At 63.7% G+C, this 19,476-nt stretch carries 20 protein-coding genes; 12 read left to right on the top strand and 8 right to left on the bottom strand.

The features are described from left to right. Nucleotides 1–70: 70 nt before the first annotated feature. Nucleotides 71–958, top strand: coding sequence for a LysR family transcriptional regulator (locus QCE64_RS15225; protein ID WP_310004618.1), 888 nt, complete (start codon nt 71–73; stop codon nt 956–958). Nucleotides 959–1,153: 195 nt separating this feature from the next. Here the strand turns inward: QCE64_RS15225 and QCE64_RS15220 are convergent, their stop codons facing one another. The 3 genes from QCE64_RS15220 to QCE64_RS15210 all read right to left on the bottom strand — a co-directional run bounded on the left by QCE64_RS15220 (nt 1,154) and on the right by QCE64_RS15210 (nt 4,964). After that, the gene (locus tag QCE64_RS15220; RefSeq protein WP_309922408.1) at nt 1,154–2,296 is read right to left on the bottom strand and encodes a substrate-binding domain-containing protein; all 1,143 of its coding nucleotides are present in this window, start codon (nt 2,294–2,296) and stop codon (nt 1,154–1,156) included. Between the two features lie 74 nt (nt 2,297–2,370). Further along, complete coding sequence (locus QCE64_RS15215; RefSeq protein ID WP_309922411.1) at nt 2,371–3,375, bottom strand: ABC transporter permease; 1,005 nt, start codon at nt 3,373–3,375, stop codon at nt 2,371–2,373. Continuing rightward, nucleotides 3,372–4,964 (bottom strand): sugar ABC transporter ATP-binding protein, encoded by a 1,593-nt coding sequence (locus tag QCE64_RS15210; RefSeq protein WP_310004617.1) that lies wholly within the window; start codon nt 4,962–4,964, stop codon nt 3,372–3,374. The genes QCE64_RS15215 and QCE64_RS15210 overlap by 4 nt, the downstream gene beginning before the upstream one ends. 250 nt (nt 4,965–5,214) lie before the next feature. Here QCE64_RS15210 and QCE64_RS15205 point away from each other — a divergent pair, with 250 nt between their 5' ends. Together QCE64_RS15205 and QCE64_RS15200 are read left to right on the top strand one after the other, a co-directional pair. After that, nucleotides 5,215–5,547 carry a cupin domain-containing protein gene (locus QCE64_RS15205; protein WP_309922417.1) on the top strand — a complete coding sequence of 111 codons (333 nt, stop codon included), beginning with the start codon at nt 5,215–5,217 and terminating at the stop codon, nt 5,545–5,547. A 176-nt stretch (nt 5,548–5,723) separates the two neighbouring features. Next, on the top strand, nt 5,724–5,921 hold the full coding sequence (locus QCE64_RS15200; protein ID WP_309922419.1) for a hypothetical protein: 198 nt from the start codon (nt 5,724–5,726) through the stop codon (nt 5,919–5,921). Between the two features lie 10 nt (nt 5,922–5,931). Here the strand turns inward: QCE64_RS15200 and QCE64_RS15195 are convergent, their stop codons facing one another. Next, on the bottom strand, nt 5,932–7,230 hold the full coding sequence (locus QCE64_RS15195; protein ID WP_310004616.1) for a citrate synthase: 1,299 nt from the start codon (nt 7,228–7,230) through the stop codon (nt 5,932–5,934). A gap of 161 nt (nt 7,231–7,391) precedes the next feature. On the opposite strand from QCE64_RS15195, the gene QCE64_RS15190 reads away from it, so the two are divergent. The 4 genes from QCE64_RS15190 (at nt 7,392) to QCE64_RS15175 (ending at nt 11,207) form a co-directional block, all read left to right on the top strand. Continuing rightward, a complete protein-coding gene (locus QCE64_RS15190) occupies nt 7,392–8,753 on the top strand; it encodes an MFS transporter (RefSeq protein ID WP_310004615.1) in 1,362 nt (453 codons plus the stop codon). Nucleotide 8,754: 1 nt separating this feature from the next. Next, a complete protein-coding gene (locus QCE64_RS15185) occupies nt 8,755–9,744 on the top strand; it encodes a 4,5-dihydroxyphthalate decarboxylase (RefSeq protein ID WP_310004614.1) in 990 nt (329 codons plus the stop codon). A 29-nt stretch (nt 9,745–9,773) separates the two neighbouring features. Continuing rightward, complete coding sequence (locus QCE64_RS15180; protein WP_309922434.1) at nt 9,774–10,529, top strand: class II aldolase/adducin family protein; 756 nt, start codon at nt 9,774–9,776, stop codon at nt 10,527–10,529. Nucleotides 10,530–10,712: 183 nt separating this feature from the next. Next, the gene (locus QCE64_RS15175; RefSeq protein WP_310004613.1) at nt 10,713–11,207 is read left to right on the top strand and encodes a YbhB/YbcL family Raf kinase inhibitor-like protein; all 495 of its coding nucleotides are present in this window, start codon (nt 10,713–10,715) and stop codon (nt 11,205–11,207) included. Between the two features lie 85 nt (nt 11,208–11,292). On the opposite strand, the gene QCE64_RS15170 is transcribed toward QCE64_RS15175, so the two are convergent. From QCE64_RS15170 to QCE64_RS15160, 3 genes are read right to left on the bottom strand one after another with little or no spacing between them, the layout of a single operon-like run. After that, nucleotides 11,293–12,006: a DUF4396 domain-containing protein gene (locus QCE64_RS15170; protein WP_310004612.1), complete on the bottom strand. Its 714-nt coding sequence runs from the start codon at nt 12,004–12,006 to the stop codon at nt 11,293–11,295. A gap of 26 nt (nt 12,007–12,032) precedes the next feature. Beyond that, the gene (locus QCE64_RS15165; RefSeq protein WP_310004611.1) at nt 12,033–13,811 is read right to left on the bottom strand and encodes a glycoside hydrolase family 15 protein; all 1,779 of its coding nucleotides are present in this window, start codon (nt 13,809–13,811) and stop codon (nt 12,033–12,035) included. 34 nt (nt 13,812–13,845) lie between these two features. Beyond that, a complete protein-coding gene (locus QCE64_RS15160) occupies nt 13,846–14,841 on the bottom strand; it encodes an SDR family oxidoreductase (RefSeq protein WP_310004610.1) in 996 nt (331 codons plus the stop codon). 302 nt (nt 14,842–15,143) lie between these two features. On the opposite strand from QCE64_RS15160, the gene QCE64_RS15155 reads away from it, so the two are divergent. The 5 genes from QCE64_RS15155 (at nt 15,144) to QCE64_RS15135 (ending at nt 19,287) form a co-directional block, all read left to right on the top strand. Next, a complete protein-coding gene (locus QCE64_RS15155) occupies nt 15,144–16,457 on the top strand; it encodes a DUF2254 domain-containing protein (protein WP_310004609.1) in 1,314 nt (437 codons plus the stop codon). 121 nt (nt 16,458–16,578) lie between these two features. Further along, the gene (locus tag QCE64_RS15150) at nt 16,579–17,097 is read left to right on the top strand and encodes a GNAT family N-acetyltransferase (protein ID WP_404987379.1); all 519 of its coding nucleotides are present in this window, start codon (nt 16,579–16,581) and stop codon (nt 17,095–17,097) included. Nucleotide 17,098: 1 nt separating this feature from the next. Beyond that, nucleotides 17,099–17,992 (top strand): alpha/beta fold hydrolase, encoded by an 894-nt coding sequence (locus QCE64_RS15145; protein ID WP_310004608.1) that lies wholly within the window; start codon nt 17,099–17,101, stop codon nt 17,990–17,992. A gap of 49 nt (nt 17,993–18,041) precedes the next feature. Next, nucleotides 18,042–18,356 carry a YdcF family protein gene (locus QCE64_RS15140; protein WP_404987378.1) on the top strand — a complete coding sequence of 105 codons (315 nt, stop codon included), beginning with the start codon at nt 18,042–18,044 and terminating at the stop codon, nt 18,354–18,356. Nucleotides 18,357–18,432: 76 nt separating this feature from the next. Then, a complete protein-coding gene (locus QCE64_RS15135) occupies nt 18,433–19,287 on the top strand; it encodes a CPBP family intramembrane glutamic endopeptidase (RefSeq protein ID WP_310004607.1) in 855 nt (284 codons plus the stop codon). A gap of 14 nt (nt 19,288–19,301) precedes the next feature. Here QCE64_RS15135 and QCE64_RS15130 read toward each other — a convergent pair whose 3' ends face one another. Then, a complete protein-coding gene (locus QCE64_RS15130) occupies nt 19,302–19,433 on the bottom strand; it encodes a hypothetical protein (RefSeq protein WP_310004603.1) in 132 nt (43 codons plus the stop codon). Between the last annotated feature and the right edge of the window lie 43 nt (nt 19,434–19,476).

The raw sequence follows: 19,476 nt of genomic DNA, 5'->3' as shown, positions 1-19,476 counted from the left end.
CTGGAGGCTCAACATTGCTTGTACAATCGGGAAAAAGTTGAACGACTTCAAGTTTTTCCTAAGGAGCGCAATGCGATTCGACGTCTCTGATCTACGCATCTTCAAGGCGGTCGTGGACTCGGTCAGCATGACCAAAGCGGCAACCCGCGTTCACCTCACCGTCGCGTCGGTCAGCGAGCGCATCCGGCAAATGGAAGATCAGGTGGGCGTGCCGCTGTTCTCGCGCACGCGCTCAGGCGTCGTGCCCACGGAAGCAGGACGCGTGCTGCTTCATCACGCGGTGAAGGTGCTCAAGCAGGTCGACTTCATGAACGAAGACCTGGTCAACTTCACGAGCCGCCTGCGCACCAACGTGCGTCTCTACACCACCACGTACGCCGTCTCCGAAATCCTGCAGAACGCCGCCCCCGCATTCTTCAGCGACAACCCCAACTCCGACCTCATCATCGAAGAGCAGCACAGCGAGGACATCGTCTTCGCGGTGACGAGCGGCGCGGCGGAGATCGGCATCATTGGCGACTTCGTCGAAACCGGCGCGCTGGAAGTTATCCCGCTGCTGCAGGACACGCTCGTTGCACTGTGCGGTCCGCAATTCGCGGACGCGCTCGGCACGCGCAGCACGTTCGCCGATCTCCTCTCCTTCGACTTCCTCGGACTGGGCCCGGGCAGCCGCCTGCAGGAACAACTCGAAGCGCGCGCCCGCGAACTCGGCGCATCGATGCGCTATCGCGCGCGGGCGCGCAATCTCGATGCGATCTGCGGTCTTGCGTTCAACAACGTCGGCGTTGCCATCGTGCCGCGGCGCGTGGCGCTGCGCTTCTCGCCGGAGCAGTGCCGCATCATCGAACTGGCCGAGGACTGGGTCGGATACGACACCGCGGCCGTCGTGCAGCGGCGCGTCGACTTGCCCAATACGGCGGCTTCGTTGCTGGACTGCCTGATCGCGGCTGCGCATTGAGCGCCTCGCGCCGCAGGCCGCAGTGTTGACGCTCCAAAGCCGGAGTTCAAACGGGCGTGGTCGCGCTTGCCGCGATGGTGGTGGTAGCGGTGATCGGTGGCTTGGCGGTGATGCGGCTCGTGCGCGCCACGTCTGAAACGCAAAAGAGCGAAGCCCGCACGGACTTCGCTCTCTTTCAGCCTGAGTGCTTCAGCCTCAGTTACAAGCCGGCGCCGCCTTCTTGCACGCATCCGCAAGCTGCGGCGGCGGGTCTTTCTTGAACACGGTCTTGTACGACTCCAGCACGTTCGACTGCACCACCGGCAACGACTGCACGCCGATCCACGCAGGCGGCGTCTGTCCGATCAGCGCCTTCATCATCGCCATGGCTTCGGCCACGCCCTGATCGTACGGACGCTGCGAACCCGTTGCCTTGAGCGGCCCGCCCTTCGCGATCTCGATAGCCGATTCCAGCCCGAGATCGACCGTCGTCACCGGCGTGTTGATGCCTTGCGCGCGCATCGAGGTCAGCGTATCGAGCGCGGGCTGGTCCCACACCGCGAACACGCCCTTCACGTCCGGATTCGCGGTGAGGAAGTCGCCCGCGATCTGCCCGACCTTCGACGGATCCGTGAACGCCACCTGCTTGATCTTGATGTCCGGCCGGTTCTTCTTCAGCCAGTCGTTCACGGCCTTGGTGCGCTCCGTCGTGCTGAAGTAGTCCACGCCGAAGTTCACCAGCCCGACCGTGCCGCCCTTCGGCACGCACGAGGCCAGCACCTTCGCCGCGATCTGGCCGTTGCCTTCGCTGTCGGCGGAGACCATTGCCACGTATTCCTGCGGATGCTTCAGCCCCTTCGGCACGTTGTCCATGAAGACGAGCTTGATGCCCGCCTGCGAGACCTTCTTGTAGGTCGCGGCCGTGGCCGTGCCGTCGACGGGAATCGAAATGATGCCGTCCGGATGACGCTGGATGGTGTTCTCGATGTCGGCGATCTGCTTGTCCACCTGATATTCCGCCGATGCCGTGCCGATCACCTCCACGCCATATTTCTTGAGCGTGTCCGTGATGCCCGCCACTTGCAGCTGGGACCAGTCGAGGTTCATCGTCTGCATCGAAATGCCGACCTTGAACTTGCCCGCCTTGACCTTGGCGGCCTCGGCGTCCGTCAGCTTCACGGCATCGGCCGATGCGGCCTTCTCGCCGTTCGGCCCTTGTCCGACGATGCCCGCAGGCCCGATCGACGCCACCGGCAGCTTCTCGCACGACTGCGCGAATGCCTGCGATGCACACAGCGCCAGGGTCGTCGCCGCTGCGACGCTTGCCAGCCTTGCCCCAGATCCACGACGATGTTTCATGACTTCCCTCCGTTGGTCGTCTTGTTACTGCGTCTCCTGCTTCTTATGGGATCGCGCGCGCTGCGCTCATGTGTTCATTTGCGCGTGAAGGCGACGGCCGCGACGATGATGATGCCCTTGATGACGAGTTGCAGCGACGAGCTCACGCCGAGCAGCACGAGCCCGTTGTTCAGCGTGCCGATGATGAGACTGCCCAGCAGCGTGCCGAGAATGAAGCCGCGTCCGCCGAACAGACTGCATCCGCCGAGCGTGACCGAGGCGATCACGTCCAGCTCCATGCCCTGCACCACATCCGGCCGCGCGGCATGCGAACGCGCCGACAGCACGAGCGCGGCAAGCCCCGCCAGCGCGCCCGTCAGCACGAAGGCGAGCGTGGTCACGCGGCGGATGTTGATGCCCGAGTACAGCGCGGCCGTCGGATTGCCGCCCGCTGCATAGATACGCCGTCCGAACACGCTGTAATGCAGCAGCAACACGCCGCCGATGACCGCGAGCAAGGTCCAGAGGATCGGCACCGGGACGCCCAAGATCGAGCCTTCGCCGAAGATGGAAATGAAGGTGTCGTTGGTGATGATTTCGGGGCGCGTCGTGGTGACCATCAGCGCGAGGCCGCGCGCCGCCGAGAGCGAGCCGAGCGTCACGAGGAACGACGGAATGTTGAGGCGCGTCGTCACCAGTCCGTTGATGGCGCCGACGATCGCCCCGGTGCCGATGCCGGCAATGGCGCCGATGATCCAGCTGTCGCCGACATGCGACATCGCCAGCGCGGCCGCCATGCCGGACAGCGCGAGCGACGAGCCCACCGAGAGATCGATCTGCCGCGCGATGATGACGAAGGTCATGCCGATCGCGATGATCGACACCAGCGCGGTCTGCCGGCCGATGTTGAGGAAGTTGTCGATCGACAGGAACCACGGCGAGGCGAAGCTGAACACCACGAGCAGCACGGCGAACGCGATGTACAGCATGTAGGGCCGGTCACCCTGCACGAGCGCGCGCGCGATGCGCCACGCGCGCGAATGGCGCGATGCGGCCTGTTCTCCGGCGGGCAGCGGCGTGGGCGAGACGGAATCGTTCATGTTGCAGGCTCTTCGTGAGTGCGCAAGGTCTGGATGAGGTGATGCAGTTCTTCGGCGTGGCGCAGCGCTCCGCGTTCGATGGTCTGCCGGATCGAACCTTCCACGACGATCGACACGCGGTCGCACAGCCGCAGCAGTTCGTCGAGATCCGACGACACCACCACGACGCCGGTGCCCGCGCGCGCCGCGTCGCGCACGACGCCGTAGATCTCCTCGCGCGCGCCGACATCGACGCCCACGGTCGGTTCATCGAGCAGCAGCACCTGCGGACGCGGATGATTCCACTTCGCGAACACCACCTTCTGCTGATTGCCGCCGGAGAGAAATTTCACGCGCGTCGCGGCATCGGGTGCTTTCACGGAGAGCTGCTTCATCGCGCTCACGGCCTGCTGTGCAGCAGCCTGCGCGCGCAGCCAGCCGCCGCGCGAAAAATGCGGCAGGCGCGGCAAGGTCAGGTTGCGTTCGATCGAATGATCCAGCACGAGTCCCTGCACATGGCGATCCTCCGGCACGAGCGCGATGCCGCGCGCGATGGCATCGGCGGGACGGTGGGCGGCGAGCGGCTGGCCGTCGAGTTCGACGCGGCCGTCCTGAACCGGCAGCAGGCCGAAGATGGTTTGCAGGATCTCGGTGCGGCCACTGCCGATCAAGCCCGCCAGACCATGCACCTCGCCCTTGTGGACCGTCAGGTTGACATCGCGCAGACGGGCGTTGCTGACGTGCGAAAGCGTCAGCACCGGCGGGCTCGCTGCCGGTTCGGCGCGGGGCGGCGTCTGCGTCGGCGCGATGCCGGATGCCGTCTCCTGGCGCGCTTGCATCGCGGCATGACGCGGGCCGACGATCGCCGCGACGAGTTGCTTCATGTCGGTCTCGGCGGTGACGAAATGGCCGGCGTTGGCGCCGTCGCGGAAGATGGTCACGCGCTGCGAAATGCGGAACACCTCGTTCAGCCGATGCGTCACGTAGATCACGCCGACGCCGCGTGCGGTCACGGTGCGGATGGCGTCGAACAGAATCTGTTCCTCGCCGCCGGTGAGCGCGGAGGTGGGTTCGTCGAGGATCAGCACGCGCACGTCGCCCATCAGCGCCTTGCAGATTTCCGTCATCTGCCGGTAGGCGAACGGCAGGGAATCCACGGGGGCGCGGGGATCCAAAGGAATGTGGTGTTCGCGGAGGAAGGCGCTGACTTGCGCCATCAATTCGCGCTGCCGGACGAGTCCGAAGCGGGTGCGCGGCTCGCGGCCCAGCATGAGATTGGCGCCAACCGAAAGCGATTCGACCAGGCTCAGATCCTGATACACCACGGCCACGCCTGCTTCGCGCGATTTGGCCGGGGAATCGAAGGCGACCTTCTGCCCGGCGATTTCGATCGAGCCTTCGTCGTAGCTATGGACGCCGCTCAGGATCTTGATGAGCGTGGACTTGCCCGCGCCGTTTTCGCCGAGCAGCGCGTGCACTTCGCCCGGCAGCACTTCCAGATTCACGCCGCGCAGCGCCTGAACGCCGCCGAATTTCTTGGTGACGCCGGCAACGCGGATCAAGGGCGCACGGGCCGATGAAGCGGCCGCGACCGCAACCGGCTCACTCATCTGTTGTCTCCTTCGCCGCGCGGGCGAATTCTTATGATTCGCGTCGTCATGCGCGAGTTGGATTGTGATCTTCGCATCACATATTTGGTGCGTCAATCACATTCAACCCCTATCCAGACGGGTGTACGCGAGATGATTCCAACAATTGCACGTTGATTTGTGATGATCCTATCGCTTTCGCTTCGCGGCACGCTGGCGCAAGCCAATCGGGGCACTATTCTTTTTGATCTATCTGGAGGAAGGCCGGGATATGCAATCCGATAGCGGAAATGTTTTCAGCGTGCCAACGCAGCGCAGCGCGGAAGAACAGGTCGATGCACTCACGACGGGACCCGGCGTCACCGTCGAACGAATCGTGTCGATGGGTCATGCCAGCCCGGAAGGCTTCTGGTACGACGACCCGCGCGCCGAATGGGTAGTGCTGTTGTCAGGCGAGGCCGTGCTCGACTTCGAAGCCGATGCGAGCCGTCGCCACCTGCGGCCCGGCGATTACGTCCTGATCGAGCCGCATTGCCGGCATCGCGTGGCATGGACGCATGAGTCGGAGCCCAGCGTCTGGCTCGCGGTGTATCACGAGCGCTGATTTGCGGCTCGACGTGACCCTCGCGCAGGCTTGCGTCCGAAATTGATGCTTAAAAAACTTCCAGCAGACATTTCTTCTCGGGCAGAATTACATCCATCTTCGGCGAAGACCGAAAAAATGACTGAGAGAGCCGTCATCACGATGACGGCGATGTGATTGCCTTTCGAGGAGGCGCCATGTCTGCAACAAGCAAGAGCGCATCGTACAACGTGACCGTGCGCAAGGACGGCAGTGGTGCGTGGAGCATCGCCATGCCTCACGCGGAACGTCCGGACGACGTCTTCGTCACGTTCGTCAAGGATCAGGAAGAAGGCACGTGGCTGGCCGAGCAAATGCGGCCCGGCTTCGACATCGTGCTGGAAGTGGCGACCTGAATCCGTTTCATCAGGCCAGCGTGCCGGAATCGCCGGAAGCTGGCATTTCATACTTCGCGCGCGGGCGCAGCAAAAACGCCTGCGTGCGCTGCTCCATCACATGCGCGACCCATCCGGCCGTGCGACTCACGATCCAGATGGCGGTTGCCGAGCCGTCAGGCAAGCCAAGCGCCCGAGCCAAGGTCACGAGACCCAGCGCAACGCCAGGCTGCGCGTCCAGTTCGTGCCGCATGCGTTCGAGAAAAGCCAGCGTCAGCCGGGTCCTTTCGCGTGCCGCCGGTGCGCATCCGTCGCGGGCCGCGACTTCTGCGGCCGCCTGCAGCATCAGGTCCGCGCGGGGATCGCCGCCGGCATACAGCGGATGATTGAAGCCGAACAGGCTCGCCCCATACTCGCGCACGCGATCCGCGCGCGACTCCAGCGCCGACAACGGTTCGCACAACAGCAGCGTCTCGACCTTCTCGGTGCCGGTGCCGGTCGAAAAGCCAATATGCGAGCCGATGGCCGCCGCGACGCAACTGAAGATATCCGCATTCGTCGATGCCGCCACACGCGCGGAGAACGTGGCAGGCGCCAGTTCGTTGTCCGCGAGCACGACGAGCGCCGTGCCAAGCGCGCGCAACGTCTCGGGCGTCACCGCCGCGCCCGCCGCGCGCAGGATCTGCCCGGCGATGCTCTCATCGGCTGCACGCGGACAGAACACGCGCTCCGGCCCAAGGAAGCCGACGCAGCCCGCCATGCTCTGCAGCATGAGCCGCGCGGCCTGCACCGCGCCGCCATCGGTAATCTCGCGCGTGCCGCGTCCCTGCATGCCCAACGCGAAGGGCACCATGCCCAGCAACGCGCCGATATCGCCGCTGGCCACCCCGCCTTCATGCACCGACAGCACGCGCAGCACGTCGGGCGGCGTCTCCATGGGCGACCAGACCGCGAGTCCGCTTTGCCATACGCCGGTCATCAGCAGATGAACGACCGATTCGAACGCGGCCCCTGAACTCGCCAGATCCACGGCCAGACGATTGCGATAGCGCGGCCCGTGCGGCGTGACTTGCGTGATGGCCGAATGCAGCACCGGATCGCCCAGACGCAGCGTGGATTCCGCCACCGCGCCGCTGGGTGCGCGGCCGCGTTTGCGCGCGGCGAGCCGTTCGATGTCGCGCCGCAGATATAGCCGCTTGCGTCCGTCTTCGTGAGGCGTTGCGCGCACCAGTCCGCGGCTGACATAGGCATAGAGCGTCGCGGCCTTGATGTTCAGCCGCACCAATGCTTCTTCGCAACTCAACACGTCGTTCCAGTTTCCGTCACTCATCTTTGTCACTCTTCAGACAGCATCGAACTTCTTTATATTGATTTTAAAACTCAATATTGATAGCTATAAAGGCTATCAGTAAAGTGAACTCCGGAACACCACAAAGGCCGTCGCGAACCATCCGGTCCGAACGACAGGCCACCGATATCCGGAGACACCGCATGACCCTGGACACCACGCCGGCTCAGCGCAATCGGGTTGACCTGCGCGAGACGCTGCAGGCCGCGCCGCTCGGCGCGTATCACTTTCGCCTCGCCATACTGCTCGCGCTGATCCTCTGGTACGACGGCTTCGATCTCTACAACGCGTCGTACATCGTTCATGACGTCACGCCGGCCTGGCATCTGTCGCCGAGCCAGATCGGCCTGTTGCTGTCATGCGGGCTCGGCGGCTTTGCAATCGGCTCGGCGGTCTCGGGACTGTTCGGCGACCGCTTCGGACGGCGTCGGGTGATCCTGCCGGGCGTGTGGGTATCGAGCGCGATGAGCCTCGCCATCGCTCTCTTCGCGCACGACCTGTCCTCGTTCGTCGTGCTGCGATTCATCATGGGCCTCGCGCTCGGGCTGCTGATGCCGATGTGCGTGACCTACATCAACGAGATCGCGCCGAAGCGTTCGAACAACGTCTTCACCAACGGCTTCTTTTCGCTCGGCTGGATTGGCGGCGCGACCTGCTCGGGCTTCATCGCCGCGTGGCTGATGCCGCGCTTCGGCTGGCAAAGCATGTACTTCACCGGCGCGCTGGCGATGGCCCTCGCGGTCGTGCTGCAATTCGTGCTGCCGGAGTCCATTGCGTTCCTCGCCAGCCGCAACCGCATGGACGAGGTGCGCACGCAACTGACGCGCTTCTGGCCGGCGCGCGCGGCGGACTTTCGCACGGCCGAAGTCGTCGTGCCCGCGCCGACGGTGAAGGCCGGCTCGTTCCGCGCGCTGTTCGCTGTGCGCTTTCGTCGTCAGACGCTGTGCTTCTGGGCCATGGGCGCGCTCTCGCTGTTCTCGTCGTATGGACTCTCGGGCTGGCTGCCCACCATCCTGCTCAAGCGCGGCGAGAACCTCTCGCATAGCTTCGCGTATGGTTCGCTGCTCGTGTTCGCATCGGCGTTCGGCAGCCTGCTCTCAGGGTTCGTCGCCGACCGCACCGGCAACCGGCGTCTCACCATGTCCATTGCGTGGCTGCTCGGCGCGAGCGCCATCGGCATGCTTGCATTGCTGGAGAACGTGCAGGTCTTCTGGATCATCGTGATCGCAGGGATGTTCGTGATCGGCACGCAGACCGTGCTCAACAATCTCGTCGCCGTCAGCTATCCCACCGAGATTCGCAGCACGGGCGTCGGCGTGTTCTTCGGCATCGCGCGCTTCGGCGCCATGTGCGGCCCGGCCATTTCCGGCGTGCTGCAACAGGCAACCGGCGGTCCTGGCGCGATGTTCTCCGTGCTCGCGGCGTCGCTGGTCACGGCGGCCGTGCTGGTCTTTCTCGTCGAGCGGCCGGAACGCCTGCCCGATGCCACCGCCTTCGGACACTGACATGCCCAGGCTCACGCTATCGCTTGCCGTCAATGACTACGATCACGTGCGCGACCTGCTCGACGCGCGCGTGCGTGCCGAGGGCATCGACCTGCTTCCCTCGGTGCTGCCGGTCGAGGAGATCTTCTATCGCACGACGCATTTCCAGGAGTGGGACGTGTCGGAGATGTCGCTCGGCAAGTACGCCTCGCTGCGCTCGCAGGGCGATGACCGGCTGATCGGACTGCCGGTGTTTCCGTCGCGCGTGTTTCGGCTCTCGTCGCTGTATGTGGGGCGCGGGAGCGGTATCGAGCGGCCGGGCGATCTGCGTGGCAAGCGTATCGGCGTGCCGGAGTGGGCGCAGACGGCGTCGGTGTATTCGCGCGGCTGGCTGGCGCACGATCAGCACGTGCCGCTCGATGAAGTGGAATGGATTCAGGCCGGTGTGAATCAGGCGGGACGCCGTGAGAAGGTCGAGGTGCGCGTGCCCGAGGGCGTGCGGTATCGGCCGGTGCCCGAGCGTTCATTGACGGCGATGCTGCTCGCAGGCGACATCGACGCCATCCTGAGCGCGCGTCCGCCCGCGCCGCCGCCTGGCCGCGGCGATGAGATCGTGCGCATGTTCGAACCGTTCGAGCCGGTGGAGCGCGCGTATTTCAGCGCGACCGGCATCTTTCCGATCATGCATCTGATCGTGCTGCGCCGTGAGGTGTTCGAGCGTCATCGATGGATTGCCGGCAATCTGCTCAAGGCTTTCACGCAGGCGAAGGAGAACAGTCTCCAGCGGCTTGCGGACATCACCTGCTCGCATTTTCCGTTGCCATGGATGAACGCGCGCGCCGACGAAGCCCGTGCGCTGTTCGGTGGCGATCCCTGGCCTTATGGCGTGGAGCCGAACCGCATCACGCTCGATGCCTTCCTGCGCTATGCGCACGAACAGGGCGTGTGCCATCGACGGCTGGCGCCTGAAGATCTGTTTCCCATCGAGATGTCGGCCGCGGTGCGCGTCTGACTTTTCTCTTTACTCGCAGAGTTTTGACCATGACGCAGAACACGACCTACACCGCCGCTCCCGTCACGCACGACGCGCTCGACATGCCGCGCCTGCTCGACGACCTCGCCGCCGCCAATCACATCCTCGCGCAGCATGAAGTGCTCGATGGCTTTGGTCACGTCAGCGTGCGCGATCCGCGCGATCCGCTGCGGTTCCTGATCGCGCAGTCCATGGCGCCGGAGCTCGTGCAGCCCGAAGACATTCTCACGCTCGACTTCGACTGCGAGCCCGTCGACGGCGACACGCGCAAGCGTTATCTGGAGACCTGGATTCACGCCGAGATCTATCGCGCAAGGCCGGACGTGCAGGCGGTGGTGCACAGCCATTCGCCTTCGGTGATTCCGTTCGCGGCTTCGTCGGTGCGGCTGCGGCCCATCTATCACATGGCGGGTTTTCTCGCGACGGGGTCGCCGGTGTTCGATATTCGCCATTGCTTCGGCTGCACCGACATGCTCGTGCGCAACGGCGCGCAGGGACGTGCGCTGGCGGAGACGCTGGGGGCATCGGACGTGGCGTTGATGCGCGGGCATGGCTTCGTGGCGACGGGGCCTTCGTTGCCGGCCGCGGTGTATCGCGCGATTTATACGGAGCTGAATGCGGGCATGCAGCAGAAGGCCATCGCATTGGGTGGGGAAGTGACGTACCTCGATGAAGGCGAAGGCCGCGCCAGCACGGAGACGAATCTCGGCGTGATGGAACGGCCCTGGACCTTGTGGAAACGGCAGGTGGAAGGGCAGCGATAGGCATCGGGATAGGGGCTGTTAACCCTATGGGCAATAAAGTCGCGTTGTAGCGGGAATGACTCGGGATATGCATCGGCGATAGGATTTGGCCTTTTTGGATCCTCTGCCCTACCCATGCGCTTTTTCGATTCGACTGCCTCACATCCCCTCCTCCGCTCATTCGCTGCCGCCTTCGCCAGTTCAATGCTCGCCTGCACCGCCCACGCCGCCAGCTTCAGCGTGACCAGTCCCGCATTCGAAGACGGCGGCACCATCGCCGCGCGCTATGCCGGTCCCGGCGTGTGCGGCGGTGAGAACGTCAGCCTGCCCGTCGCCTGGCACGATCTGCCGCCCGCCACACGCAGCGTCGTGGTCACGCTTACGGACCCGAACGGGCCGAAAGGCATTGGCGTGACGCACTGGATCGCCTATAACCTTGCGCCGGAAGCGTCGAAGCTGGACGCGGGCGCCGCTATTTCCGCGCCGGCGTCGGTGGGTTTGAACATGACGAAGGCCGCTGCGTATCGCGGTCCTTGTCCGCCTGTGGGAGATACGCCGCATCACTATCTGCTGACTGTCACCGCAACGGATCTTGCGCCCGGCGTGCTACCCGCCGGGTTGGACTATGCGGCGCTGCAAGCGCGGCTCGCGGGGCATACGCTCACCGGGTCCACGGTCATTGGACGGTATGGTCGATGAGTCATGGAAATATGCAGTGAGGTCATGAACACCACCTTATAGCGATCCACAGCGGGTTGTGCAGCATCATGGGACACCCGACCGCTCACATCTTCTCCTTTACTCCAAGACGGATCAGCCACCAGTTCACCGGGTAACTGGTGGCAAATCCGGCCAGCATCGCGATCTGCATCGCCAGCCAGAATTCCGGACTGGCCACACTGGCAACTCCGCCGTACACGCGCCTGAACCAGCGAAACTGGATGACGGCCATCATTCCGTACATGCCAAGCTGCCATGCCGTAATCGACGCAATGTCAGCCTTGACCGCAGCGCGCAGCGCCTGGAGCGGCGACAGCTCGCGCATCGGCTTGATGCTGCTGTACTGAAACTGGATGCCCAACAGGAAAGCGACGAGGAAATCCGGAATCCAGACGGCGAAGGTCTTTTCCGCAAAGAAGCCGTGCCACCCGAACCAGACAGCGATTGCCGGAAACATGAAGGCAGCCCACTCCACAACGATATCGGCGAGCGCACAACCGGCGCCACAGTGGCTCGTCCCCTTCAATACCGCCGCGGCGAAAGGTGGGTCAACGTTCGCAACGTTGCTATCTGGAACATTGCGGCCCCAGAGGAAATAGGCGCCAAGCCATAACACCGAGCCGAACAGCGCCGTGAGGGGCCACACAGCATTCATCACCCCCATCTTTTGCGGATGACGGACCTCGTCGATGACGATGATCGCGGCGCAGACGAGCGCCAGCACAATCGATGCTGTTGACACAACGTGCAACCAGGACGGAAAGGTTCCGTAGGTCATTGCCAAACTCCTCTCCGTTGATGAGTTCAGCCACCTGGCCTTTCGGCGGCGCTGCTGGTCAGGCGCAAGGCCGTGTCGACCAGCGCCAGATGTGAAAGCGCCTGTGGAAAGTTGCCGGAGAGATGGCGGCCAGGCACGTTGTACTCTTCTGCCAGCAATCCGAGGTCGTTGCGCACCGCCAACACGCGCTCGAACTGCGCGAGGGCTTCGTCGCGACGTCCCTGCATGCTCATGCAGTCGGCGAGCCAGCACGAACAGGCGAGAAAGCTGCCTTCCGCAGGCGCATCGACAGGCGCCTTGAGCCGGCGGATCAAACCGCCTTCGGAAAGCTCCCGCTCGACGCGCGCAATCGTACTGGCCATTCTGGGTTCCGTCGCGGCAATGAACCCGACCGCGGGCAGCCGCAACAGACTCGCATCGATTGCCTGACCACCATAGCTCTGCACGAATGAACCGAGACCGTCGCTCCAGCCTTCACACAACACTTCCTGTCTGACCGTGTCTCGCAACGCGACAAGGCGTGCACGAGTCATCGCGTCAAGCGTGGCGGCATCGGCGAGCGTGGCAATGAAGCTGTTCAACGCCGCCCACACCATCACCTTCGAATACGTGTATTGGCGCGGCGTCCCGCGCGATTCCCAGATGCCCGACCCTCCGCTCTGCCAGACCTGTTCCAGATGCAGGACGATGCGCGTCGCGACTTCGGCTTCGCGCTGCGAAGGCGGAATGCCACCGCGCCGCGCGAGCGCAAGGCATTGGATAACCTCGCCAAGCGCATCGATCTGATGTTGAGTTGACGCCGCATTGCCGACCCGCACCGGCTTTGCGCTCCGGTAGCCCGGCAATGACCCGATGACGCGTTCCTCGACGTGCCGCGAACCATCCACGCGATACATGATCCGTACATGCTCGGGCGAACCGGCAATCGCGCGCAGCAGCCAGTCGCGCCAGCCGAGCGCTTCCTCGTGAAAGCCCGCTCTGAGCAGTGCGCCGAGCGCGAAACTCGCATCCCGCAGCCAGCAGTAGCGATAGTCCCAGTTCATGTCGCCGCGAGGCACTTCGGGAAGCGACGTGGTGGGCGCCGCGATCAGCCCGCCGCTCGGGCCGTGGCATAGCGCCTTGAGCGTCAGAAGCGAACGACGCGTCGCTTGCGGCCAGGCCGTGCTGCTGTCGTCGAAGTGGCCGATCCAGCGGCGCCAGAACCGCAAGGTTGCGCTGAGCGCCCCTTCGGCGTCGATCGGTTCGGGCGGCGGCAAGTGCGAGGGTCCGTAGCTCATCACAAATGCGAGCCGCTCGCCGGCGCTGATGTCGAATTGCGCTTCGATGGCATCGTCGCGAATGGTTTGCTGCATCGGCGCGCGCACCGCGATGAGATCAGGTCCGACACGCGCGACGACACCGCCCGCCTCGCTGCTTAGCCACGGTGGCACGAGGCCATAGTCGAAGCGCAGCCGCAGCGTCGATCGCATCGGGACAGTGCCGCGCAGTCCGACCACGATCCGCACGAGCGACGGAAACCGCTTGCGCAACGGCATGAAGTCGATGATGCGGACGGCGCCATCTTGCGTCTCGAAGTCCGTTTCGAGCACGAGCGTGTCGTCACAATAGCGGCGCTTGAGTTCACCTGGCTCGGCGACCGGCATGATCGACCAGTTCCCGTGTTCACTCCTGCCGAGCAACGCAGCGAAGCATGCGTCATCGTCGAAGCGTGGCCAGCACAGCCAGTCGATCGAGGCATCGCGGCTCACCAGGGCGGCGCTCTGCCCATCCCCGATCAGGCCATAGTCTTCAAGTGGGCGACTCATGTCTGGATTATTTCCGCGCGTCATGCAAAACGGATCAGGCGCGCAGCTTTCGCATCAGCAACGCCGCGCCCGTCAGCAGTCCGACGCCGGCGGCTGCCCAGAACGCGTTGCGATGCCGGTCGGTGAACATCTCCCAACTGGCTTCGCGCGACTGCGCGTCGAAGCGCCCATGCGCACCATAGTCGCCCGATACGGGTTCGAACAGGTTCGACGGCGCGTCGGCGGGGGCTGCTTCCTCGGTCAGCTGTCCGCTGTAGCCGGCGCGCGCCAGATAGCGGTCGATCAGGCTGGGCGCAATGCGGTTCGCGAGAATCGCCTTGACCGTCGGAAAGCCGACCCAAACCTGACGTCGACGATGCGTTGCAGCAAAGAAAATTGCTCGCGCGGCCACCTCGGGCTGAAAGATGGGCGCGACAGGCCGGGCCTTTCTGCCGGTCTTGTTCAACGCCCAATCGAACTGCGGTGTGTTGACGGCGGGCAGGTCGACCATCGTGAGATGAATGTCCAGACCGTCATGGATGATCTCCGACCGTAATGAGTCGGTAAAGCCGCGAATGGCGAACTTAGCGCCGCAATACACCGATTGCAGGGGAACCGAACGGTAGGCGAGCGCGGAGCCGACATTGACTATCGTGCCGCGGTTGCGGGTTCGCATTCGCCTGAGCGCGGCCATCATTCCATAGACCTGCCCGAGATAGGTGACCTGCGTGCCGCGCTCCACCTCGGCGGCCGTGAGGGCCGACACCGGCGAGAACACGGTCGCCATTGCCACGTTGACCCATACGTCGACAGGTCCGAGCTGTTCTTCGACCGCATCGGCGGCGGCATGAACCTGCTCCGCCGACGCAACATCGGTGACGAGCGCGACCGCACGTACGCCATAGCGCGCGGCGATGTCGCGCGCCGCACGTTCGAGCCGTTCGCCGTCGCGTGCAAGCAGAGCGACGTCGTAACCGCGCCGTGCGAATTCTTCGGCAGTGGCGCAACCGACGCCCGCGCTCGCTCCGGTGATGACGGCAATATCTGGCATGGCAAGGCTCCGCTGGCATATGTCCCGGACAACGGACGCAAGACACATGCCGCTTTGTGGGCAGCATGGCGGGAAAGACTCCGGTGCTGAAGGACGTCATGGCCGAAGCGATTTCGCTGGATGCGACGGTGCGGCGAGAGCCGTAAAAAATGTCACAGTGTGACGCAATATTTTCAGGTGCGCGTCGACAGGATTCCCGGCGCGACACGAGTGCAAGCATCAGAGCGGCTCGACTCCACCCGGCAGGCGCGCAACGTGCTCCAACGCCGACATTTCGATTTCAACGTCGCACGGAGGCGCGCTTGGCACGCTGGCAATGGATACTGCGGCAGTTCATCCGCAAGCTATGGGTAAGGGCGACGCTCATCGGCGCTCTCGGCGTGCTGGCGGCCGTGGCCGCCGCCGTTGCGGAGCGTTATCTTCCCTGGCGGTTCTCAGGCAGCATCGGCGCGGATGCGGTGGACAGCATTCTGACGATCATGGCGTCGAGCATGCTGGCCGTGACCACGTTTTCCCTGAGCATCATGACGTCGGCGTATGGATCGGCTACGAACACCGTCACCCCGCGCGCGACCATCCTGCTGATTCAGGACAGCGTCACGCAGAACGCGTTGTCGACGTTCATCGGCTCGTTCCTGTTCAGCATGGTGGCGCTGGTCGTGCTGAAGGTCGGCGCCTACGGGCCGCAAGGACGTTCGGTGCTGTTCATGATGACGATCGTCGTGATCATCCTGGTCGTCATCGCGCTGCTGCGCTGGATCAACCATCTCACGCTGCTGGGCCGCGTCGGCGAGACGACCGACAGGGTCGAGCAGGCGACCCAGGCCGCAATCGACGCAAGGCTCGACGAGCCCTTTCTTGGCGGCCGGGAACTCAAGGATCCCGCCACCGATATTCCGGACGGCGCCGAACGTTTGCACGCAGGTGTGACAGGGTATGTGCAGTACGTGGATATGGCGGCACTGAACGCACAGGGAGAACGGTCGGGCCGCGACGTCTTCGTACTGGCCATTCCGGGCATGTTCGTCTACCCGAATTCCGTGATCGCCTGTCTTGGTCGGGCAAGCACAGCCGGCGAAGCGACAGCGGAAACCCTGCAAGAGAGAATCAGGGATGCGATACGCATCGGCACACGGCGCAGCTACGACCAGGACCCGCGTTTCGGCGTGGTCGTTCTGAGCGAAGTGGCGATCCGCGCCTTGTCGCCCGCTGTGAATGACCCCGGCACGGCCATCGACGTGATCGGGCGGCAGGCGCGACTGCTTTCGAAGTGGGCCGAGGGCCCGCGTCTGCGGGAAGACGCGGAACCCCGGTTCAATCACGTCCATGTCGTCGCGCTCACCTCGCGGGATCTGTTCGATGACGCTTTTCGGGTCATCGCGCGCGATGGCGCTGCTTTTGTCGAGATCCAGTTGCGGTTGCAGAAGACCTTTTGCGCACTCGTCCAGATGGGCGATGACGCGTTTCGCGAGGCCGCGCGTCACCAGTCGCGGCTTGCCCTGACCCGCGCGGAAGCTGCGATGACGCTCGAAGACGACAAGAAACTGGTGAGGAGCGTGGCGGGATCCTTGGCGTCTTGTCTCGATCACGCGGTCTCGACACCGGCGGGGAAGTAATGGGGCTGCCCGCGACGACCGCGACCATCGCAACTGAACCCTGAAAGGCCACTCGACAATGGCTTGATGTTTGTCGACAATCAAGCTCTCTGACTACGGAGCGGGCCCGATGAGTAAAAACATGAACATCCGTGCCCTGCATCCCGATGAGGTTGCTTCCTACATCGATGCCCTGGCCGACGTGCTCATCGACTGCGTCGAGGGAGGCGCTTCCGTCAGCTTCATGCTGCCGATCTCGAGGGAGACCGCGGTCCGCTTCTGGACGGACGTTGCGCATGGTGTCACGCGCGGTGAACGGATCCTGCTGGTTGCCGAGGACGCGGACGGCAAGGTTCTCGGTACGGTGCAATTGGTCGTCGCGCAACCGGAAAACCAGCCACACCGCGCCGACGTAGCCAAGATGCTGGTTCACCGCGACGCGAGGCGTCAAGGCATCGCCGCGCGGTTGATGGAAGCACTCGATGACTTCGCTCGTCAGGCCGGCAAGTCCGTGCTCGTGCTGGATACCGTGACGGGCGGCGATGCCGAACGGCTCTACCGGCGCAGCGGATGGCAATGCGTAGGCGGCGTTCCGAACTACGCGCTGATGCCCGACGGCGGCTTGTGTGGCACGACGTTCTTCCACAAGCAGTTGCGTTGACATGCTGCATGCGGAGATCGAAATCCCGGGGCCGGCCGGGCCGCTGAGGGGCACGTTGTTGTCGCCGGCGCCCAGCGATGTTCCGGTCGTGTTGATCGTGCCCGGATCGGGTCCGACGGACAGGGACGGCAACACTCCATTCGGCGTTCAAGCGGCGACCTATCGGCTGCTTGCGGAAGGACTGTTCGATCGGGGCATCGCGTCGGTTCGAATCGACAAGCGCGGCATGTACGGCAGCGCGTCGGCGATACCCGATGCCGATGACGTCACCCTCGACGATTACGCGAAAGACATCCGGTCATGGGTAACGGCGATCCGTAAGCGGATCGATGCGACCTGCGTATGGGTGCTGGGACATAGCGAGGGAGGACTGGTTGCATTGTCGGCTGCACAGCAAAGCGCCGAACTGTGCGGTCTGGTTCTGGTGTCCACGGCAGGGCGGCCTCTGGGGCAGGTGCTGAGGCAACAGTTGAGATCGAACCCGGCAAACGCGCCGGTTTTGGGCGATGCAATGTCGATACTCGAAGCCTTGGAGGCAGGACAGACCGTAGATGCCGGCGGAATCGATCCGGCGCTCATGCCGCTGTTCAGGCCCGGGGTCCAGCGGTTCTTGATGAGCGAATTGAACGTCGAGCCGACCGCCTTTCTGGCGAACGTTTCGAAGCCGGTGCTCATCGTGCAGGGCACGCGCGATGTTCAGGTTGACCCGCAGGACGCGCTTCTTCTAAGGGACGCCAATCCGCGAGCCGAATTGATGCTCGTCGCGAATGCCAATCACGTGTTGAAAACGGTCAATACAGAAGCTATCGACGATAACCTTGCCGCGTATTCGAACCCGAACCTTCCGCTCGCAGAGGGTTTAGTGGCGGGTATTTCTGCGTTCGTGCAACGATAACAGCCCTCATCCGCTGCGGTGATGAAGCCATCTAACGCGCTTCTAATAAATGAGGCTTACATTCATCACGTGGCAGAACGCTCAGCTCACGAGCGGACTTCTGAAGAATCTGGATGCGGGCGAGATGGTGTTGGTGTCGTCGGGCTTCCACCTGCAACGCGGCGCACTTTACTTCGCTCATTTCGGCGTTCAGGCGAAACCGGTGAGCGCCGATCATGTGGCCGCCATGCCATCCTTGCTGCCGCTGGCTTACAACCTTGCTGTTACGGATCTGGCGCTCCACGAGTACGCGGGCATGGTTCGTTACGACATCTTCAACGCGCTCGGATGGAACGCTGCGAGAACGGCGCCGGGTCAGGCGTGAGACCGGGCCTCACTGTTTTCACCCGAAGCCGTCATCATTCACGTCTCGACAGACACATACTCGACGAATCATGCTTATGGTCGCCGCACCTTTCATCGCGCTCTTTCTCGCCGTGCCGGCTGTGTGGTCGCCTGCTGCGCGATGGCTCGTCCCCGGTCTGCTCATCGTCGGCTATGCTGCCGCAATGTCCAACGGGCAACTCACGCCGCTTGCCGCCCTATCGCTCGGCCTGCTGCTGGCTGCCGCATTTGCCGTGGCTCCGCAGCGTCAGGCGTGGATGCGCTTTGCCGGGCACACCGTCTTCATCGTGCTGGCCGTGGCTTTGAGCATGCACTGGATGCCGGGTTTCAATAACCTGCGCGTCATCGGACCCGAGCGTTTTACTGCAGATGCCGTGCCGTTCACGATGTTCCTGAATCTGGACAAGCCGCTCGTCGGATTCTGGCTGCTGCTGGCCTGTCCATGGATACGGCCGCGCCATGCACCGGCGGCATCGTTGAAAGCAAGCGTGGCAGGCGTCGCGGGAACCACGATCGTCTGCTTGCTGCTTGCGCTGGCGTTGGGACTCGTCAGATGGGAGCCGAAGCTGCCTGCGTCCACGTGGCTCTTCATGTTGAACAATGTGCTGCTGGTCACGGTGACCGAAGAAGCCCTGTTCCGCGGTTATCTCCAGGGCGGCCTGTCGCGCCTGCTCAAGCGCTTCGCGCACGCGGACGTCATCGCGTTATGCGTGGCGGCGCTCGCGTTCGGGCTGGCGCATTTTCCCGGCGGCTGGCAATGGATCGTGCTGGCAACCGTCGCGGGTATCGGCTATGGACTGGCGTATCGCTATGGCGGCCTGGGCGCCGCGATCCTCGCGCACTTCGGGCTGAACGCGGCGCACTTTCTGCTTTTTACTTATCCGATGCTTCAGGCGCCCGGCGTGTCGTAGCCAGTCTCCAGGCATCAACCCGCGACCAGGCTCTCGTGCTGGCCAACAACTTCATCGAAATGCACGAGCTTGGGTGCAAGATTCAATTCATTGAAAACAGCTTGCACGGCGAGAGAGCAGGTAGCGCGAGCGATATAGAGCTTCATGACAGATCCCGAATGAATGAGTAAAGGAAGGCCGGTCAGCAAG

Source organism: Caballeronia sp. LZ043, assembly GCF_031451075.1.
In the GTDB taxonomy this organism is placed as follows: Bacteria; Pseudomonadota; Gammaproteobacteria; order Burkholderiales; family Burkholderiaceae; genus Caballeronia.
The sequence above is the reverse complement of the archived record's forward strand: the minus strand, read 5'-3'. Positions and strand labels throughout refer to the sequence as shown.

Coding starts and splice junctions, on each gene's coding strand:
- QCE64_RS15225 (WP_310004618.1), top strand. CDS start 71: ATGCGATTCGACGTCTCTGATCTACGCATCTTCAAGGCGGTCGTGGAC.
- QCE64_RS15220 (WP_309922408.1), bottom strand. CDS start 2,296: ATGAAACATCGTCGTGGATCTGGGGCAAGGCTGGCAAGCGTCGCAGCG.
- QCE64_RS15215 (WP_309922411.1), bottom strand. CDS start 3,375: ATGAACGATTCCGTCTCGCCCACGCCGCTGCCCGCCGGAGAACAGGCC.
- QCE64_RS15210 (WP_310004617.1), bottom strand. CDS start 4,964: ATGAGTGAGCCGGTTGCGGTCGCGGCCGCTTCATCGGCCCGTGCGCCC.
- QCE64_RS15205 (WP_309922417.1), top strand. CDS start 5,215: ATGCAATCCGATAGCGGAAATGTTTTCAGCGTGCCAACGCAGCGCAGC.
- QCE64_RS15200 (WP_309922419.1), top strand. CDS start 5,724: ATGTCTGCAACAAGCAAGAGCGCATCGTACAACGTGACCGTGCGCAAG.
- QCE64_RS15195 (WP_310004616.1), bottom strand. CDS start 7,230: ATGAGTGACGGAAACTGGAACGACGTGTTGAGTTGCGAAGAAGCATTG.
- QCE64_RS15190 (WP_310004615.1), top strand. CDS start 7,392: ATGACCCTGGACACCACGCCGGCTCAGCGCAATCGGGTTGACCTGCGC.
- QCE64_RS15185 (WP_310004614.1), top strand. CDS start 8,755: ATGCCCAGGCTCACGCTATCGCTTGCCGTCAATGACTACGATCACGTG.
- QCE64_RS15180 (WP_309922434.1), top strand. CDS start 9,774: ATGACGCAGAACACGACCTACACCGCCGCTCCCGTCACGCACGACGCG.
- QCE64_RS15175 (WP_310004613.1), top strand. CDS start 10,713: ATGCTCGCCTGCACCGCCCACGCCGCCAGCTTCAGCGTGACCAGTCCC.
- QCE64_RS15170 (WP_310004612.1), bottom strand. CDS start 12,006: ATGACCTACGGAACCTTTCCGTCCTGGTTGCACGTTGTGTCAACAGCA.
- QCE64_RS15165 (WP_310004611.1), bottom strand. CDS start 13,811: ATGAGTCGCCCACTTGAAGACTATGGCCTGATCGGGGATGGGCAGAGC.
- QCE64_RS15160 (WP_310004610.1), bottom strand. CDS start 14,841: ATGCCAGATATTGCCGTCATCACCGGAGCGAGCGCGGGCGTCGGTTGC.
- QCE64_RS15150 (WP_404987379.1), top strand. CDS start 16,579: ATGAACATCCGTGCCCTGCATCCCGATGAGGTTGCTTCCTACATCGAT.
- QCE64_RS15145 (WP_310004608.1), top strand. CDS start 17,099: ATGCTGCATGCGGAGATCGAAATCCCGGGGCCGGCCGGGCCGCTGAGG.
- QCE64_RS15140 (WP_404987378.1), top strand. CDS start 18,042: ATGAGGCTTACATTCATCACGTGGCAGAACGCTCAGCTCACGAGCGGA.
- QCE64_RS15135 (WP_310004607.1), top strand. CDS start 18,433: ATGGTCGCCGCACCTTTCATCGCGCTCTTTCTCGCCGTGCCGGCTGTG.
- QCE64_RS15130 (WP_310004603.1), bottom strand. CDS start 19,433: ATGAAGCTCTATATCGCTCGCGCTACCTGCTCTCTCGCCGTGCAAGCT.